Origin of the sequence: Hymenobacter sp. B81, from assembly GCF_044628455.1 — a bacterium.
Lineage (GTDB): Bacteria > Bacteroidota > Bacteroidia > Cytophagales > Hymenobacteraceae > Solirubrum.
On record NZ_JBIYZW010000003.1, the window covers coordinates 562,134 to 579,308 of the forward strand.

Consider the following 17,175-nt stretch of genomic DNA (forward strand, 5'->3'; position numbering starts at 1 on the left):
GTTGACCGCTGTCTGCCTTATGAAACTTTCCTTTCTCCGCGCCGCTACGGTGGCGCTGCTGCTGGGGGCCGGCCTGCTGACTTCGGCCTGCGAAAAGCAACTTGAAATCGAACCCGAGCAGTCCATCGACGCGGCCACGGCCCTGACCGACGCGCAAGCCGTGGAAAGCGCCGTGGTGGGGGCCTACTCGCGCCTCTACGACCCGGGCCTCTACGGCACCAACCTGCTGCTGGTGCCCGAGCTGCTGGCCAACGCCGGCTACATCAACTGGCAGGGCACCTTCCAGAGCTACCGCGAAATTCAACTTAAGCAGCCCATTCCGCAGATCAACGTGGAAGCCGAGCGCACCTGGCGCCAGGCCTACCGGCTCATCAACATCACCAACCTGATTGTGGACGCGCTGCCGGTGGTGCGCGACGCCGACCAGCGCAACCAGTACGAGGGCGAAGCCCGGCTGCTGCGCGGGCTGATGTACTTTGAGCTGGTGCGCCTCTACGGGCAAAACGATGCGGCCAGTCCGCTGGGCGTGCCCATCGTGCTGTCGGGCAACACCACCGTGGCCGAATCAAGCCAGCGCGTGGCCCGCTCAACGGTGCAGCAGGTGTACACCCAGATTCTGGCCGACATGGAAGCGGCCGAGGCCAAGCTGCCCGAGAGCAACGAAACCGGCCGCTTCGACCTCTACGACGCCAAGGCTCTGCTGGCCCGGGTGCACCTGCAGCGCGGCAACTACGCCCAGGCCCGCGACCTGGCCGATGAGGTCATCGAAAACAGCGGCGCGGCCCTCAACGGCTCCGTGCTCGACGCCTTCACCAGCCGCGGCACGGCCGAGGTGCTCTTTGAAGTGGTGCAGAACGACCAGAACAATGCCGGTGCTTCCAACGACGGCCTGGCCACCTTCTTTTCCAGCAATGCCGAGGGCTTCGGCGGCCGCGGCGACGTGGAAGTAATTCAGGCGTTTGCCAACCAGTACGACGCTACCGACGAGCGGGGCCTGGCCGGCCAGGCCGGCATTGGCACTAGCGGCCTGTACATCGGCGACGGGCGCCGCGTGGGCGGCATTCACACCTACAAGTGGAACGAGCCGGGCCAGAACATTCCGCTGATTCGCCTGGCCGAGATGCTGCTGATCCGGGCCGAAACCAACCTGCGCCTAGGCACCAGCGTGGGGGCTACGCCCCTGGCCGACGTCAACGCCATCCGGCAGCGGGCCGGCGCCACGCCACGGCCCGCCGTTACCCTGCCCCTGGTGCTGCTGGAGCGCGAGCTGGAGCTGGCCTTCGAGGGCTTCCGCCTGCACGATTACCGGCGCACGGGGCGGGCCCTGGGCACGTTTGCCGCCAACGACCCCAAACTGGTGCTGCCCGTTCCGCGCTACGAAATCAACCTGGGCAACGCCCTGCCGCAGAACCCGGGCTACAACTAAGCCGCTGGCGGTAGCCGTGAAAAAAGCCGTTCCGGGGCACTCGGAACGGCTTTTTCATGCTTAGTAGTGGTTTTGGCGGGCTCTAGGCCTCGTCGTCTTCGTCGTCGGCGGGGGCGCTGAAGTCCAGATCGGCAATGAGGTCGGTGGCCTGCTCAATGGTCTGCATCATGCCCGACTCGGTATCGGCGTCGAGGGTTTGCTCGAACAGCTGCAGCAACTGCTCGCCCTCGTCGTTGACGTAGAGGTTGGTGTAAAGCTTCTCGAAGCGGTGGGCTTCTTTGGTGATGACGGCGTCAATCTCGTCGGTGGAGCGGGCCTGCAGAGCCCGGTGCAGCACGTTGAGCACCTGCCGGCTGTCGTCGTGGTCGCCCAAGTCCGACAAAGCTTTAAGCAAACTCATGGCCACCAGCAGGCGCACCCGCTCGAAGCGGAACGCCTGCTCGGCGGGTCGGGCGCGCTCGAAGGCAGCGTAGGCGGTGTAGTCGGCGTCGGTGAGGTACTGCGGGTTTTCGGGGCCGAAAGCCAGTTGAAGCAGCTGCTGAAGGGGACGGGCAGGCATCGGAATCGAAGGAATAAAAGCGGGAAGGAAACGGCCGCGGCCGGGGCCGGGCGCAAAGGTAGCGGGGCCGGACCAGTAGCCGGGCGGGCCGGGGCGGATAGGCTGGCCGGTTCGGGGCCATCCTTCGGGCGGCTTCGGCCGTTTAGGGCGAGTACTTTTCCTCTTTTTCAGCTATGACTTCGCACAAAACCAAGTGGCTCACCTTCGCCCCCGCCGGGCTCGTGGTAATCGGCTTTGGCACCTGCCTGGTGCAGTGGGCCACGGCCCTCAAGCAGCAGGGCGCCCCCACCGGGCAGTGGGTGGCGGCCGGCACCGTAGCCCTGGGCGTGTTCAACGCAGGCCTCAGCCTGTTTGGCCGCGGCGTGGCCGAGAGCGTGCTCTACCAGCTGCGCGAAAAGCCCGGCCGCCCCGCCGCGGAGCCTGCCGACCGTCGCCAGCCGCTGCCACTGGATTGAGGCAGACCGCCCGGCCAGCAGGCGTTCTGGCTTAACCCTCGGCCGCCGCGTCGGTATTTTCCGCGGCCCGGGTCTGCCGGCGCTGCTGCTCGTCTTCCTGCAGGTCGTCGAGCTCGATGTTGAGCGCGTCGACCGAAATCTGGATTTCCCACAGCGACATGCCCAGCGACACCAGCAAAGCCAGCAAACTCGCCCCGAACACCAGCTGGGCGGCGGCGGCCAGGCCCGCGTAGAGCAGAAACATGCACAGCACGCAGCCAAACATGCTGGCAATGCCTACGGCCTGCATGTTGCGCACGATGAGCAGGCGCCGGCGCAGGTTCTGAATCTGGCGCATGTGCGGCTCGCGGTGGCTTTCCTGGTACTGGCTTTTGAGGGCCCGCACGCGGTTGGCCAAAGCCATGAAGCGGTTGGTGTAGGCCAGCAGCAGCAGCGACAGGGCCGGAAACAGCAGGGCCGGGGTGGTCAGGGTAATGTCCATGACGAAGAGCCGGGGCAGGAGGGCGCTCCGGCTGGGGCAACGGATTGGTTGAACGGAGGGTCCGCGAACGGGTCCGCAGGCAATTTCACTTTATTTGGGTATGATAAACCTTTTCCCGCGTCTGTTGCGCGGGGCGCTAGTGCTCGGGGGCCTGCTCGCGGCTACCCTCGGCCGCGCCCAGCAGGCCCCGCTCACGCCCGCGCAGTTTCTGGGCTACCCGCTGGGCAGCCGCTTTACACCCCACGAAGCCCTGCTGCGCTACGTGCAGCACCTGGCCGCGCAGGCCCCCGACCGCCTGCGGATTCAGCCCTACGGGCAGTCCTACGAGGGGCGGCCGCTGGAAGTGGTGCAAGTGGCTTCGGCCCGCAACCTGGCCCGCCTCGACGACATTCGACGCCGCAACCTGCAGTTCACGGGCCTGGAAAAGGGCGGGAGCGGCCCGGCTCCGGCCGACCAGCCCGCGCTGGTGTGGCTTAGCTACAACATCCACGGCAACGAGGCTGTGTCGAGCGAGGCCGTGATGCAGGTGCTCTACGACGTGAGCAACCCCCAGAACCAGGAAGCCCAGCAGTGGCTCGAGCGGGTGGTGCTGCTCATCGACCCCTGCGTGAATCCCGACGGCCACGAGCGGTACGTGCAGTGGTACGGCCAGAAAGCCGCCGCGCCCACCAACGCCTCGGCCCTGAGCTGGGAGCACCGGGAGCCCTGGCCCGGCGGGCGCTTCAACCATTATCTGTTCGATTTGAACCGCGACTGGGCCTGGCAAACCCAGCAGGAAAGCCGCCAGCGCGTGGCCCTCTACAACCAGTGGCTGCCCCAGGTGCACGCCGATTTCCACGAGATGGGCGTCAACGACCCGTACTACTTCTCGCCGGCGGCCAAGCCCTACCACGAGGACATCACCACCTGGCAGCGCCGTTTTCAGGGCACTATCGGCGAGTACAACCGCCGGGTGTTCGACCAAAACAACTGGCTGTACTTCACCCGCGAAACCTACGACCTGTTTTACCCCAGCTACGGCGACACCTGGCCCTCCTTCAACGGCGCCATCGGCATGACCTACGAGCAGGGCGGCTCGGGCCGGGCCGGCGTGCGCGTGGTGAAGGACGACGGCGACACGCTCACGCTGGCCCAGCGCATTGCCCACCACCACGCCGCCAGTTTGGCTACCATCCGCGCCGCGGCCGACAACCAAGCCCAGCTGCTGCGCGAGTTTGGCCAGTACTACGCCGATGCGCGCACCAAGCCCCGGGGCCGCTACAAAACCTTCGTAGTGAGCGGCTCGCCCGACCAGCTGCGCCCCCTCACCGAGTATTTGCAGCGCCAGCAGATCGAGTTCGGCTACGCCGGCACCGGCCGCAAGCTGCGCGGCTACAACTACGCCACCGGCAAAGACGAGGCGCTGACCATCAAGCCCGCCGACGTGGTGGTGAGCATGTACCAGCCCAAATCCACGCTGGTGAAGGTGCTCTTCGAGCCCAGCCCCGCCCTGGAAGACTCGCTCACCTACGACATCACCGCCTGGGCCCTGCCCTATGCCTACGGCCTGCAGGGCTACGCGCTGACGAGCAAGTTGTCAGTTGCCAGTGCTCAGTTGCCAGTTGGCAAGAGTCTAACCCCTAACAACGAAAAGCCAAAAACCAACAACGAACAACCAAAAACCGATAAGCCCTACGCCTACTTGGCCCGCTGGAACTCCCCGCGCGATGCGCGGCTACTGGCCGCTTTGCTGCAACGTAAAGTGCGCCTGCGGGTGGCGCACAAGGCTTTCGAGGCCGGGCAGCAGCAGTACCAGCCCGGCACCCTGGTGATTCCGCGCACCGGCAACGAGGCCCTGGGTGCCCGCTTCGACGCCCTGGTGCGCGCCCTGGCCGACTCGGTGGGGGCCGAGCTGACGGCGGTGCAGTCGGGCTTTGCCACCCAGGGCGCCGACATCGGCTCGGGCTTCGTGCACCCGGTGGGCAAGCCCAACGTGGCGGTGCTGGCCGGCGCGGGCATCTCACCCACGGCCTTCGGCGAGGTGTGGCACTTCTTCGAGCAGCAACTGGGCTACCCCATCAGCGTCATCGGTACCGACTACTTCGCCTCGGTGCCGCTGAATAAGTTTGACGTGCTCATTCTGCCCGACGGCGACTACGCGGGCATATTGCCGGCCAAACAGCTCGACCTGGTGAAGGACTGGGTGCGGGCCGGCGGGCGGCTCATTGCCCTGGAAGGCGCCATGGCTTACCTGGCCGGCAAAAAGGACTTCGCCCTAAAGGAAAAAGCCGCCGACACTGCCAAAACCAAAAAAGCCGACCCCTACCGCCTGCTGCGCCGCTACGCCGACGCCGAGCGCGAGGCCCTGGGCGAAAGCGTGCAGGGCAGCATCTACCGCGTGCAGCTCGACAACTCCCACCCGCTGGCCTTCGGCTACGGGCCCGTGTACCACGCCCTGGTGCGTGACCCGCTCAACTACCAGTTTCTGGGGGCCGGCAGCTGGAACGTGGGCGTGCTGCGCCGCAACGAGTACACCGCCGGTTTTGCCGGCAGCCGCGCCCGCCGCAAACTCAACGACACGGTGGTGCTGGGCCACCAGGAAATGGGTCGCGGCCAGGTCATCTACCTGGGCGACAATCCTCTGTTCCGTGGCTTCTGGCAGGCCGGCAAGCTCATGTTCACCAACGCCGTGTTTTTCGTGGGGCAGTAGCCGACCGATTTTTGCGCGCCAGGCCCATGAAAAAGCCCCGCCGGACGATTCCGGCGGGGCTTTTTGCTGATTGTGCTAAGGCCAGCTTAGTCCACGATGTCCTCGGCTTTGTTGCCGACTTTCTTGGCGCCCTTCTTAATAGCTTTACCGGTTTTCTTGCCGGCGTGCTTCACGTCCTGGCCGGTATTGCTGATTTTCTGGCCGGCCTTGGTGCGGCCGGTGCGGGTGGTGGTTTCGGTTTCGGTTTTCACCGTGCCGTTCTCACGCACGTTCACCTCGGTTTCGGTGCGCTGGGTAGGTGTGGTTTGCGTGGGGGTAGTCTGGGTGGGCGTGGTCTGGGCCAGGGCCGGGAAGGCAAAGGCGGCGGCCAGCAACATCAGGCTTATCTTTTTCATGGTCGTAGTCAGGTTGAAACTGGGCCTTCTACGTCAAACCACCCGGGAAGGGTACCGCGGCCGGGGCTAGGGCAGCAGCAGCGAACTGTCGCCGTAGCTTAGAAAGCGGTAGTCGTGGCTGAGGGCGTGGTCGTACACCCGGCGCCAATCGGGACCCAGCAGGGCGGCTACCAGCAGCAAAAGCGTGCTTTCGGGCTGGTGGAAGTTGGTGATGAGGCCCTGCACCACCCGGAAGCGGTAACCCGGCGCGATGAGCAGGCGGGTGCTGGCCTGGATGGCATCGGAGCCGCGCGCGTCGAGGTAGCGCAGCAGGGCGCCCAGGGCCTCGGCGGCGGGCACCGGGGCGGGCTCGGGCTGGTAGGGCGTCCACTGGTCGAGCACGGCAGGCAGCTCCCCGTCGCGCAGCAAGCCCACGCCCAGCCAGTACAAACTTTCGAGGCTGCGCAAGCTGGTGGTGCCCACGGCCAACACCGGCCGGGGCGGGTGGGCCAGCAGCTGGCGCAGCAGCCCGGCGTCGGCGCTGATGGGCTCGGCGTGCATCAGGTGGTCATCCATCACGTCGGCCTTCACGGGCTGGAAGGTGCCCGCGCCCACGTGCAGGGTCAGCTGGGCCGTTTCGAGGCCGCGGGCCTGCAGGGCCTGCATCACGGCCTCGGTGAAGTGCAGCCCGGCGGTGGGCGCGGCCACGGCGCCCTCGTGGCGGGCGTACACCGTCTGGTAGCGCAGGTCGTCCTGGGCCGAGGGCTGGCGGTTGAGGTAGGGGGGCAGCGGCAGCTGGCCCGCGCCGCTCAGCACCTGGGCAAAGGTGAGGCTGGCCGGCTGCCAGCGGAAGCGAATCAGCGCGCTACCGCTTTCGGCGCCGGCGCGCTCGGCTTCCAGCTGCGCGGGCAGGCCGTCGGGGCCGGTGAAGGCTACGCTGATGGGGCCGGTTTTCCAGCGTTTGCCGTTGCCCACCAAGCAGCGCCACACGCACTCGTAGGTTTGCTGCATGGCCGGCTCCAGGGCAGTATGCGGGGCCACCGGCTCGAGGCAGAACAGCTCGATCTGCCCGCCGCTGGGCTTGTGCAGGTGCAGGCGGGCGCGCACTACCTTGGTGTTGTTGAACACCAGCAGGGCCCCGGCCGGCAGCTCGGCCGGCAGCTCGTGGAAGCGCCGGTCGGTGATGGTGCCGCCGCGGTACACCAGCAGGCGCGAGGCGTCGCGGTCGGCCAGGGGCTCGGGGGCAATGCGCCCGGCGGGCAGCAGGTAGGTGAAGTCCTGAATGGAAAGCTGGCGGGGGTCGGTGGGCTGCATAAGCCGCAAAAATACGCACGCCGACCGACCGGGGCAGGGGCTGAGGGGTATCGGGAGCGAACAACGTGTTGGGCCGCAGCGCAGGGGGCGTGGGGCCTTGATTAGTCGTTGCGGGCAGGGCACGCCGGCCTGGGGGTGGGCGCTGGAGCGTTGCCTCAAAAAAATACCGGCAACGCTCCAAGCTTGGAGCGTTGCTCCAAAAAAATCTGGCCAACGCTCCAGCTACTCCTCGCTGCAACGCACTGCCCCCAACTCCACTCCGCGCGGCGGCGCTGCGACCCTGCCAAGAGCAACAAAAGCGGCGCCCCGGGGAGGGCGCCGCGCGGCGTTTCCGGGACGGAACCGGCGCTTACTGGGGCTTGCGGAAGATGAGCAGGTGCTGCTGGGGCAGCGCCTGGTTGTTGCGCACGAACTCGAAGCCCAGGGCCGTCAGCTCGCGGCGGGCCTGCTCCTCGCTCATGCGGTGAATGCGCTTGATGGGCACCTTCTGATCTTCGGCGCGGTACTCCACCAGGGCCACCCGGCCGCCGGGCTTCAGCGACTGGCGAATGGCGCGCATCATCTCGCGGGGATGGTCGAACTCGTGGTAGGCATCCACAATCAGCGCCAGGTCGACGGTGCCGGCGGGCAGATTGGGGTTTTGGGTGGTACCCAGCACCGGTTCCACGTTGGGCGCGTTTAGGCGGGTTTTCTTCTGGCTGAGCGCCTCCACCATCTCGGGCTGAATGTCCACGGCCAGCACCCGGCCCTGGGGCACCAGGGCGCTGATGCGGAAGCTGAAGTAGCCGGTGCCCGCGCCGATGTCGGCCACCACGTCGTCGGGCTTGAGCTGTAGCTCGCGCAGCAGCACGTCGGTGCCTTCCTGCTGCTGGCGGTCGGCGCGCTCCAGCCAGCCCGCGCCCTCGTGGCCCATCACGTGGGCAATCTGCCGGCCCATGTAGTACTTGCCGATGCCGTTGGGGTCGCGCGGGGCGCGGCGCTGGTAGCCGGCCGTGTCGGGCACGCTTTCGGGGCGGCGCAGGGCGGCGGCGGCGGCGCGGCTCTCCACCGGCGGCTGGGTACACGACATGGCCAGGAGCTGGGCCAGCAGCAGGCCCGGCAAGGCCGTCCGCAAAGTGGGTCGAAGGGGAATGAACATACGTAGCTGCAAAGAAAATCGCATTGCGCTAACAACGCCCGCGCCGCCCGCGTTCGACCTGAGGCTCAAGGCCGCCCAAGCGGGCCGGGACATAGGGCGGCGCAAATAATTGCTACTGCCGATATTAATTGTTCAGACGTTTCTAATTTGCCGCCGTAGAAACTGCACTTTTCACCAACTCCTACCCTCTATGAAGCACCTTGCCAAACTGCTGAACAAGCTCGCGGTTGCGGCGGCATTCACCGCCACGCTGGCCAGCTGCGGCCGCAGCGAGTACGCCATGCTGCCCAAGACCAGCTCGTACCACGGGCAGGCCCAGCGCGTAGTAGCCGCCCAGCCCGCCCCCGCGGCCGACGCTACCCCGGCTACTCCCGAAGCCGCCCCCGCCACTGCGGCGCCGGCCCTGGCTACGGCCCCCGTTACGGCGCCTGCCGCTGCCCCGGCTCCGGCCGCGACGCCCGCTGCTCCCGCGCCGGCCGCCGCCCGCAAGCTGAACCCGGTGCAGCGCATGGCCGTCAACAAAATCCTGAAGAAGGCCGACAAGCTGGCCTCGCAGGCCCAGGTGAAAAAGCACCGCGACGCCGCCTCGGCCGACGACGCCAATGCCCTCAACCGCTACATCAAGCTGGGCATCATCTTCCTGCTGATTGGCCTGGTAGTAGGCATCGTGTTCGGCCTGCTGGGCTACATCCTGGCCCTGGTAGGCGTGGTATTCCTGATTCTGGGCCTGCTCGAAGAAGTATAGGTCGCGGCGAAACCCCGTTAATGCAAAAAGGCCCTGCCAGTACTGGCAGGGCCTTTTTCGTTGGCGTTGAACAACTCGGTTAGAGCGTTTTCTCGTACTCGCCATCCTTGGGTTTCAGGCTACCGGTCAGAATACGCACGAGGTCGATCAGATTCCAGATCAGGCCAGCCAGCCAAGCAATGCCGAAGGTGACAAAACCCAGCACGAACAGGCCGATGAATACCAATCCGATGCCCGTGTAGCCCAGGTAGAAGCGGTGCACGCCGAAGAAACCCAGGAAAAAGCTCAGCAGAGCAGCGGCAATTTGGCTTTTGCCCGAGGCCTGCGGTGCCGTGGCTTTGGCTTGCTTGGCAGCCTTGTGCATGGCCTTCAGGGTCGCTTTAGCCTCTTTCACCTCGGCCTTGGTAGGCGCGGCCTTGGCCACGGCCGGGGCAGCTTTGCTCGTCTTGGCCGGGGCGGTGTAGGCGCGTTTGGCCGGGGTTTTGGCCGGCGCGGCTACCGGGGCGGCCGAGGCCGTCAGCTCGGGGGCAGGGGCGGCGGGCGCTTCAGCGGCGGGGGCCACGGGGGCTTTGGGCTGCGCGGCCGTGTAAGTGGCGCCGTAGGGCGACGAGTTGCGGAACGTGTAGCTTTCCTTGCTGCACGAGGCCAGGGTTACCACGGCCAGAGCGGTGGTCAAAAGGGAGGTGAGCTTGCCCATAACGGTTTGATGGGTAGAAGAAAAAAAAGGGGAAGGAGGAGCTTACTGGATTACGGGGCAATTTCAGAGGAGAATCTTACCGTAATACCGCCGCAAGGTAGGAGGAATATCGACGCAGAAGCATCCCCCGAAAATGCCTGCAGCATCACATAATCGGGTGATGGAATTGCGCGGAAAGCGGCATATATACTCGCCCCTGAGAGCTTAAAAGCCCGCGGCCCCGGCCCATGCTACTGGAGCACGAACCGGGGCCGCGGGTTATCGAAACCGCTACGCCCTACATGGGGTCCACGTCGGCGGCAATGCGCGCGCCCTTGTGGTCCTTGTCGGCCTTGATGAGGTTGATGCTTTCCAGAATCTGGGCCTTGGCGTGCTTGAGCACGGTATGCTCGCGGCTGAGCTTGATGGTGATTTCCTGCAAATAGAAATTGCGGATGCGGAAGATGTAGGGCGCCTCGGGGCCCAGCACCGCTTCCCGGCCCAGGCGCTCGACCAGCTCCACGACCAGCTTGATGGCCGCTTCCTGCGCCCCGCGCTCCTCCACGTGCTTCACCGTAATCTTGATGACGCGGGCAAACGGCGGGTACAGGTGCTCGCGCCGCTGCTCCAGCTCGTACTCGTAAAACGACACGTAGTCGTTGCGCATCACCTTCTCGAAGATGGCCTGCTGCGGGTCGCCGGTCTGAATGATGACCTTGCCCTTCTTGCCCTTGCGCCCCGCCCGGCCGCTGACCTGCACAAACATCTGGTAGGCGCGCTCGTGGGCCCGGAAGTCGGGGTAGTGGATGATGGAGTCAGCGTTGATGATGCCCACCAGGCTCACGTTGCCGAAGTCCAGGCCCTTGGTGACCATCTGGGTGCCCACCAGCACGTTGGTGCGCTGCTGCTCAAAGTCGCTGATAATTTGCTGGTAGGCGTTCTTGGCGCGGGTTGTGTCCAGGTCCATGCGCTGCACCATGGCCTGCGGGAGCATAATCTTGAGGTCGTCTTCGATGCGCTCGGTGCCGAAGCCCATCATGCGCAAAGCCATCGAGCCGCAGGCCGGGCACTCGCGCGGCATCGGGTCGTGGTGGCCGCAGTAGTGGCAGCGCAGCTCGTGGGCGTGCTTGTGGTAGCTCAAACTCACCGCGCAGCTCTTGCACTTGGGCACCCAGCCGCAGTCGAGGCAGGTGATGAAGGGCGAGTAGCCGCGGCGGTTCTGAAACAGAATCACCTGCTCTTTCTGCTCCAGCCGGCCCTCGATGGCGGCGGTCAGCTCGGGCGTGAAGTTGTGGGTGGGGCGCTTCACCTGCCCGTTCGGGCCCGGCGAGAGGTTGCGGCGGGTGTCAATCAGCTCGATGTCGGGCAGGCCGGCTTCGCCGAAGCGCTTGGTGAGCGTGACCAGGCCCCAGCGGCCGGCGCGGCACTGGTAGTAGGTTTCCACCGAGGGCGTGGCCGAGCCCAGCAGAATCTTGGCGCCCTGGAAAGTGCCCATCATCAGGGCCACCTCGCGGGCGTTGTAGCGCGGAGCCGGGTCGTACTGCTTGTAGCTCGACTCGTGTTCCTCGTCGACCACGATGAGCGAGAGGTTGTCGAAGGGCAGGAACACGGCCGAGCGCACGCCCACCACCACTTGGAAGCGGCCCGAGAGCACGCCGTTCCACACTTCCACCCGCTCGTTGTCGGAGAACTTGCTGTGGTACACGCCCAGGCGGGTGCCAAACACGCGCATCAGGCGGGTCACGATCTGGGCCGTGAGGGCAATTTCGGGCAGCAAATACAACACCTGCCCGCCGCCTTCCAGCGCGTTCTTGATCAGGTCGATGTAAATCTCCGTCTTGCCCGAGCCCGTCACGCCGTGCAGCAGTACGATGTCTTTCTGCTGAAAGTGGTCGAGCACCTCGTTGCGGGCCGTGAGCTGGCCTTCACTCAGGGCAAAGGGCATCTGCTGCTCGGCGCCCTCGTCCAGCGGGAAGCGCGACACAATCTGGTCGAACTGCTCGAGCACGCCGTTTTTGATGAGCGTGTTCACCGCCGAGGGCGACAGGTGCGGGCTGCTGGTGAGGGCCGCCTTTTCGAGGCCGCGGTGGTTGAGGTGCTCGTTCTGGTACACCGGCACGCGCTGCACGTAGCGCAGCAGCACGTCGAGCTGCTTGGGCTTGCCGGCCAGCTGCTCCATCAGGCCTTCCAAGGCGGCCTCGCGCACGAAATGGTGGGCTAGGCGCACTTTCTTCACCACCTTGGGGGCGTACTTGTCGGCAATGTGCTCGAAGAGAAAGATGACGTCCTTCTGCATCAGGCTCTTGATGACCTTATGGAAGGAGCTGATGCCCAGTACCTCGCCTACTTCCGAGAAAGTCAGCGCCTTGCCGTCTTCGGTGCTCAGGGCCGCTACGATTTTCTCTTCCTGCTCGCTGAGCGGGTAGGGCGTGCCTTCCGACAGAAACGAGGGGTGCAGCTGCACCCGCGACTCGGAGCTGAGCTTGAGGGCCGAGGGCAGGGCTGCGTTGATGACCTCGCCCAGGGTGCAGAGGTAGTACTCGGCAATCCAGCGGAACAGCTTGAGCTGGGGCTGGGTGACTACCGGCGCGTCGTCGATGAACTCCAGGATGTACTTGGCCTGGTAGTCCTTGGGCGCGGTTTCGTGCACGGCCGCCACAATGCAGCTCAGCGTTTTCTTGGCCCCAAACTGCACCAGCACCCGGCCGCCCACCACCACCTGGTCGTTCAGCTCGAAGGGCACGCGGTAGGTATAGAGCCGGGGCAGCGGCAGGGGCAGCACCACATCGGCAAACAGGGTAACGCGGTCCGCCGCCGGGGTGGGCTCGGAGTCGGGAAGAATAAACAGCTGGGTCTGCGACACGGATTCTGAAGCGGCGAACTACAAAGGTAGCCCGCGCAGGGGTGGGATGGAAGCATAACCGCCCCGACGGCCGTTGGGTTGGCCCACCCCGCGCCGAAGCTACTGGGCAGGCCTAGGGCGAGGGTACTGCCCAGGCGGCCTGCAGCTGGACCAGGGCCTCGGCCACCGAATGCACGGGCTGATGGCAGGCGTGCCGGTAGCACACGTAAATCGTGGTTTGGTCGGGCCGAAAGCGACCCTGCAGCAGCGGCAGCTCGCTTGCGGCCGGGCTGCCGCTGAGCACCGCGTTGGGCAGCGGATGACGGCTCAGCTGCCGGCGCAGCGCCTCGGCGTCGGGGCCGACGATGGCCACTTCGGCCAGCGGGCAGAGCAAGCTCAGGTACAGCGCGGCCCAGTGGGCCAGGTGCTGGGGCTCTTTCACGGCCAGGGGCTGCACCTGCGCCAGCATGGCCGCCGCCCGCTCGCGCCAGGCCGGCACGTCGAGCAGGGTGCCCAGACGCAGCAGGTTGTGGGCCATTACGGAGTTGGAGCTGGGAATCACGTTATCAAACAGCTCCTTCTTGCGGGCAATGAGCGCCTCTCCGGCCGCGTCGGTGTAAAACAGGTGCGGATCGGCGGCGTCGGAGAAGTGCGCCAGCGCGTATTCCGTCAGCTCCCCGGCCCGGCGCAGCCACCGTTCCTCGAAGGTCACCTCGTAGAGGCTGACGTAGGCGTCGATGAGCAGGGAGTAGTCTTCGAGAAAAGCCACCACGCGGCCGTGGCCGGCTTTCCAGCTGCGCCAGAGGCCGCCGGTATCAGCCCGTACCAGGTTGGCTTCGATGAAAGCCGCGTTTTGCCGGGCCAGCGCGAGGTACTCGGCGTCGGCAAAGGCGCGGTAGGCGTCGCAGAGCCCGCGCAGCATTAGGGCGTTCCAGCCGGTCAGGATCTTGTCATCGAGGCTGGGGCGCACGCGCCGGCTGCGGTAGGCCAGCAGCCGCTGCTGCCAGCCCCGCACCAGCTCGGCCACCACGCCGGGCGCGAGCTGATGAGCGGCGGCAAAGTCGGTGTCGGACTGGCGGCGGTGCAGCACGTTGCGGCCGTGCTCCCAGTTGCCCAGGGCAGTGCACTGGTAGTAGTCGGCGGCCAGCGAGGCCTCGTCGCCCAGCACGTCGTAGAGCTCGGCCAGGGTGAACACGTAGAAGCGGCCTTCCTCGCCTTCGCTGTCGGCGTCGAGCGAGGCGTAGAAGCCGCCTTCGGGGCTCAGCAGCTCGCGTTGCACGAAGGCCACGGTTTGCTGCACCACGGCGCGGTAATGCTCGTCCTGGGTTACTTGGTAGGCTTCGGCGTAGAGACTCACGAGCTGGCCGTTGTCGTAGAGCATCTTCTCGAAGTGCGGCACCCGCCACTGCTCATCCACCGAGTAGCGGGCAAAGCCGCCGCCTACCTGGTCGTAGATGCCGCCCCAGGCCATTTCGGTGAGGGTAAGCGCGGTTTGCTGTAGGGCCGACGGCTGCCCCGTGAGCTGCTGGGCGCGCAGCAGCAGGCGCCAGATGGCAGGCATGGGAAACTTGGGCGCCCCGCCGGTGCCGCCACGGGCGCGGTCGAAGCTTTTTTCGAGCCTGCCCAGCAGCTTCCGCAGCTCCGGGCGGCGCAGGCCCGCGGTGGCGGGCTGCACGCCGTACTTCTCCAGCTCGGTGGCCCGCAGCACCCGCGCAAAGTCCTCGGCCGACTGGTCGAGGGCGGGGCGGTTTGCGCTCTGGTAGGCGTTGGCCACCTGTTGCAGCAGCTCAAACCACTGGCGCGGCGGGAAGTAGGTGCCGCCGTAAAAGGGCTTGGCTTCGGGCGTCAGAAACACGTTCAGTGGCCAGCCGCCGCCCACGCCCATGGCCTGCACCGCGTCCAGGTACACCTGGTCCACGTCGGGCCGCTCTTCGCGGTCGACCTTGATGCACACGAACCGCTCGTTCATGACCCGCGCAATCTGCTCGTGCTCGAACGACTCGCGCTCCATCACGTGGCACCAGTGGCAGGCCGCGTACCCGATGCTAACCAGGATGGGCTTTTGCTCGGTGCGGGCGCGGCCGAGGGCCTCCTCGCCCCAGGGAAACCAGTCGACGGGGTTGTGGGCGTGCTGCAGCAGGTAGGGACTGGTTTCGTGAATCAGCCGATTGGGGTGGGAGGGAGGCACGGGCATAGCAACGAAGCAGTAGAGTCAGCAAACATTACGGGCAGGGCCCTGAAAAAGGCAAACCCGGCCTTAGGGGGCCGGGTTTGCGCTTAAGAAGGCTCTGAAGCGTCGGGCTTGCGCCGGGGCGGTCGGGTCCGGCGCTTGGGCGCCGCCGGCGCAGAGTCGGCGGGTGCGGCCGGGGCCGGCTCTGCGCCGGACGCCGCGGGCTTACGACGGGTTTTGCGTGCCGGAGCAGCCGCTTCGGCGGCCACGGCTGGCGCCGCCGGTGGGGCTGCGGGAGCTGCAGCGGGCGCGGCTTGGCGGCGCGGGGCCGCCCGGCGCCGGGGAGCTGGGGCGACTTCCGGCGTTGGGACAGTTTCCTGGGGGGCAGTGGGCAACGCTACGGGTTCGGGAGCCGGGGCGGGGGCTGCCAGCGCCGCGGTGGCCTGCCGGTTGGGGCGCGGGCGAGGCGGAACCGGCGTGCGCGCGGGCTTCCGCTTGCTGGCGGCACGCTTGGGCGGCGCGGCAGGCTCATCGGCAGCCGTTGGGCCCGCCTCCGACTCAACTAGCGGTGTCGGCGCGGCCGAAGCTGGCTCGGGCGCCACGGTGGGCTGCTCCGGCGAACCCGACGGCGCGGCCGGTGCGGAATCGGCAGGAACCGAGTCGGTGAGCGGGGGAACAGCGACTTCGGGCAGCGCGGCTTCGGCTACAGCAGCGGCGGTTTTACGGCCGCGGCCGCGACGCGAGCGGGAAGATCTGGGTTCAGCTGCTTCTTCGGGCTGGGGAAGCTCGGCCGCCAGCGGCTGTTCGGGGGCAGGAGCTTCGGCCAGCGCAGCAGCGGCGGGTGCCGAATCCAGAGCCGCCAGGGGTTGCGGTGTTTCCGCGCCGGCTGGCACGGCCGTTGCGTCCCCGGCGTCTTCGCCGACGGCCAGTGCACCCTCGGCCGGGCGGTTGCCGCGCTTGTGCTTGCGGCCGCCGCGCTTGCGCTTGCGCCGCTTCGAGGGGAGGGCCCCATCAACCGCTTCTTCCGAGTGTTCGGTCGCTTCAACGTCATCGGTTTCCTCGGCTGTAGACTCGTCGAGCGAGGCGCCGGCTACCATGGCGAAGTAGCTGTTTTCCTCGTCGAACTCGTCGTCGGCCGGCTCGTCGAGGTCAACAACTGCTTCTTCCGGCGTTTCCTGCGCCAAGGGGGCAGCTTCAACAGGTGCCACCGCGGGCGGCTCGGGGCGACGTGGCGCCGGGCTCAGCACGGGCGCCGAACCTTCGCCGATGTCGATGCGCTCCTCGTCATCTTCCTCGGGGAGGGCCACGGGCTTGGGCGCGGGCAGGGCCACAATGCGCTTGTGCAGCTCGCGCAGCTCCTGGCGCACGTTCACCACGTCGGCCAGCCGTTGCAGGCGGGCTTCGGTTTGCTCCAGGAAATGGCGGTGCTCCGGGGCACCCTCGTGCAGGGGGCGGTGGGCCAGGGAGCGTTGAATGGCGTCCCACTCGAACACGAAGTCGCGGAAGCTCTCGTCGAAGTAGGCCCCCGTGAACTTCTCCCAGATGTAATCCTCCGCCACTTCGGAGGGGTGCAGCATGTCGGCCCCGTAGAAGCGGTAGTCGCGCAAGTCGTCGAGCAGCAGCTCGTAGGCCGGGAAGTAGGTGGTAGCGGGCAGCAGCTCGGCCAGATAGTGGCAGGCCACGCGCAGCACCGACTTGCTCACCGCGTTCAGCGGCAGCGTGTCGCGCAGGTGGCGCACGGGGCTCACGGTGAGCACCAGTCGGATTTTGGGGTTCAGGCGGCGCAGCAAAGCGTGGGTTTCGGCCACCGCCGTCACGATTTCCTCGGCCGAGAGCAGCTCTTTCTCGAAGCGCTCGGACGGCAGCTTGTGCAGGTTGTTGACCAGCTCGCCGGTGTCGCGCAGGCGGTAGCTGAAGGCCGTGCCCAGCGTCCACACCACCACGTCGGCGGTGCGCAGAAAGTCGGTGGCCTCGCGCACGGTCTGCTCGATGCGCTGCCCCAGCTCGGCGGGCGAGTCGGCCCCGAAGCTGGCGTGCAAATCGTAGCTCTGCCAGCGGCCGCGGGCTTCTACCAGGTGCTGCTGCCAATCCACGTCTTCGCCCGCGGCGGCGCGCAGCAGCTTGGCGGCGGCCAGCGGGTTGAACACGGTGCCGAAGGGGTTGACCTGCGTGGCAACCTTGTGGGCCGCCAGTCGTCCGCCGATGACGTCGGAGAAGCAGGAGCCAATGGTGAACACCCGCGCTCCAAGGGAAAGCGGCTGCGGGTCGGGTTTTATAGCTAATTCAGTCCGAAACATTCGCAAATG

Annotated in this window: 13 protein-coding genes; 4 read left to right on the top strand and 9 right to left on the bottom strand. The window is 66.6% G+C overall.

Annotated features, from left to right (window positions below):
* The first annotated feature begins 19 nt into the window (after nucleotides 1-19).
* Nucleotides 20-1,426, top strand: coding sequence for a RagB/SusD family nutrient uptake outer membrane protein (locus ACE191_RS19145; RefSeq protein ID WP_400193851.1), 1,407 nt, complete (start codon nucleotides 20-22; stop codon nucleotides 1,424-1,426).
* Between the two features lie 82 nt (nucleotides 1,427-1,508).
* Here the strand turns inward: ACE191_RS19145 and ACE191_RS19150 are convergent, their stop codons facing one another.
* The gene (locus ACE191_RS19150) at nucleotides 1,509-1,985 is read right to left on the bottom strand and encodes a hypothetical protein (RefSeq protein WP_400193852.1); all 477 of its coding nucleotides are present in this window, start codon (nucleotides 1,983-1,985) and stop codon (nucleotides 1,509-1,511) included.
* A gap of 173 nt (nucleotides 1,986-2,158) precedes the next feature.
* On the opposite strand from ACE191_RS19150, the gene ACE191_RS19155 reads away from it, so the two are divergent.
* Nucleotides 2,159-2,440: a hypothetical protein gene (locus ACE191_RS19155; RefSeq protein WP_400193853.1), complete on the top strand. Its 282-nt coding sequence runs from the start codon at nucleotides 2,159-2,161 to the stop codon at nucleotides 2,438-2,440.
* A gap of 31 nt (nucleotides 2,441-2,471) precedes the next feature.
* On the opposite strand, the gene ACE191_RS19160 is transcribed toward ACE191_RS19155, so the two are convergent.
* Complete coding sequence (locus tag ACE191_RS19160; RefSeq protein WP_400193854.1) at nucleotides 2,472-2,921, bottom strand: DUF2721 domain-containing protein; 450 nt, start codon at nucleotides 2,919-2,921, stop codon at nucleotides 2,472-2,474.
* A 100-nt stretch (nucleotides 2,922-3,021) separates the two neighbouring features.
* Between ACE191_RS19160 and ACE191_RS19165 the strand changes: the two genes are divergently transcribed.
* On the top strand, nucleotides 3,022-5,610 hold the full coding sequence (locus tag ACE191_RS19165; protein ID WP_400193855.1) for a M14 family metallopeptidase: 2,589 nt from the start codon (nucleotides 3,022-3,024) through the stop codon (nucleotides 5,608-5,610).
* An 86-nt stretch (nucleotides 5,611-5,696) separates the two neighbouring features.
* Here the strand turns inward: ACE191_RS19165 and ACE191_RS19170 are convergent, their stop codons facing one another.
* The 3 genes from ACE191_RS19170 to ACE191_RS19180 all read right to left on the bottom strand — a co-directional run bounded on the left by ACE191_RS19170 (nucleotide 5,697) and on the right by ACE191_RS19180 (nucleotide 8,436).
* Nucleotides 5,697-6,005 (bottom strand): hypothetical protein, encoded by a 309-nt coding sequence (locus ACE191_RS19170; protein WP_400193856.1) that lies wholly within the window; start codon nucleotides 6,003-6,005, stop codon nucleotides 5,697-5,699.
* Nucleotides 6,006-6,071: 66 nt separating this feature from the next.
* Nucleotides 6,072-7,298, bottom strand: a complete 1,227-nt coding sequence (locus ACE191_RS19175) for an S-adenosylmethionine:tRNA ribosyltransferase-isomerase (RefSeq protein ID WP_400193857.1) — start codon at nucleotides 7,296-7,298, stop codon at nucleotides 6,072-6,074.
* 349 nt (nucleotides 7,299-7,647) lie between these two features.
* Nucleotides 7,648-8,436: a class I SAM-dependent methyltransferase gene (locus tag ACE191_RS19180; protein ID WP_400193858.1), complete on the bottom strand. Its 789-nt coding sequence runs from the start codon at nucleotides 8,434-8,436 to the stop codon at nucleotides 7,648-7,650.
* Nucleotides 8,437-8,626: 190 nt separating this feature from the next.
* Here ACE191_RS19180 and ACE191_RS19185 point away from each other — a divergent pair, with 190 nt between their 5' ends.
* Nucleotides 8,627-9,181, top strand: a complete 555-nt coding sequence (locus ACE191_RS19185; protein ID WP_400193859.1) for a hypothetical protein — start codon at nucleotides 8,627-8,629, stop codon at nucleotides 9,179-9,181.
* A 79-nt stretch (nucleotides 9,182-9,260) separates the two neighbouring features.
* Here ACE191_RS19185 and ACE191_RS19190 read toward each other — a convergent pair whose 3' ends face one another.
* From ACE191_RS19190 to ACE191_RS19205, 4 genes are all read right to left on the bottom strand, one after another.
* On the bottom strand, nucleotides 9,261-9,878 hold the full coding sequence (locus ACE191_RS19190; RefSeq protein WP_400193860.1) for a TM2 domain-containing protein: 618 nt from the start codon (nucleotides 9,876-9,878) through the stop codon (nucleotides 9,261-9,263).
* A gap of 277 nt (nucleotides 9,879-10,155) precedes the next feature.
* The gene (priA, locus tag ACE191_RS19195) at nucleotides 10,156-12,720 is read right to left on the bottom strand and encodes a primosomal protein N' (protein WP_400193861.1); all 2,565 of its coding nucleotides are present in this window, start codon (nucleotides 12,718-12,720) and stop codon (nucleotides 10,156-10,158) included.
* Between the two features lie 112 nt (nucleotides 12,721-12,832).
* Nucleotides 12,833-14,893, bottom strand: coding sequence for a thioredoxin domain-containing protein (locus ACE191_RS19200; RefSeq protein ID WP_400193862.1), 2,061 nt, complete (start codon nucleotides 14,891-14,893; stop codon nucleotides 12,833-12,835).
* 83 nt (nucleotides 14,894-14,976) lie between these two features.
* Complete coding sequence (locus ACE191_RS19205) at nucleotides 14,977-17,166, bottom strand: GSCFA domain-containing protein (protein WP_400193863.1); 2,190 nt, start codon at nucleotides 17,164-17,166, stop codon at nucleotides 14,977-14,979.
* Between the last annotated feature and the right edge of the window lie 9 nt (nucleotides 17,167-17,175).

Bases quoted from the DNA above. Each gene is read 5' to 3' on its own strand.
- ACE191_RS19145 (WP_400193851.1), top strand. From the start codon at position 20: ATGAAACTTTCCTTTCTCCGCGCCGCTACGGTGGCGCTGCTGCTGGGG.
- ACE191_RS19150 (WP_400193852.1), bottom strand. From the start codon at position 1,985: ATGCCTGCCCGTCCCCTTCAGCAGCTGCTTCAACTGGCTTTCGGCCCC.
- ACE191_RS19155 (WP_400193853.1), top strand. From the start codon at position 2,159: ATGACTTCGCACAAAACCAAGTGGCTCACCTTCGCCCCCGCCGGGCTC.
- ACE191_RS19160 (WP_400193854.1), bottom strand. From the start codon at position 2,921: ATGGACATTACCCTGACCACCCCGGCCCTGCTGTTTCCGGCCCTGTCG.
- ACE191_RS19165 (WP_400193855.1), top strand. From the start codon at position 3,022: ATGATAAACCTTTTCCCGCGTCTGTTGCGCGGGGCGCTAGTGCTCGGG.
- ACE191_RS19170 (WP_400193856.1), bottom strand. From the start codon at position 6,005: ATGAAAAAGATAAGCCTGATGTTGCTGGCCGCCGCCTTTGCCTTCCCG.
- ACE191_RS19175 (WP_400193857.1), bottom strand. From the start codon at position 7,298: ATGCAGCCCACCGACCCCCGCCAGCTTTCCATTCAGGACTTCACCTAC.
- ACE191_RS19180 (WP_400193858.1), bottom strand. From the start codon at position 8,436: ATGTTCATTCCCCTTCGACCCACTTTGCGGACGGCCTTGCCGGGCCTG.
- ACE191_RS19185 (WP_400193859.1), top strand. From the start codon at position 8,627: ATGAAGCACCTTGCCAAACTGCTGAACAAGCTCGCGGTTGCGGCGGCA.
- ACE191_RS19190 (WP_400193860.1), bottom strand. From the start codon at position 9,878: ATGGGCAAGCTCACCTCCCTTTTGACCACCGCTCTGGCCGTGGTAACC.
- ACE191_RS19200 (WP_400193862.1), bottom strand. From the start codon at position 14,893: ATGCCCGTGCCTCCCTCCCACCCCAATCGGCTGATTCACGAAACCAGT.
- ACE191_RS19205 (WP_400193863.1), bottom strand. From the start codon at position 17,166: ATGTTTCGGACTGAATTAGCTATAAAACCCGACCCGCAGCCGCTTTCC.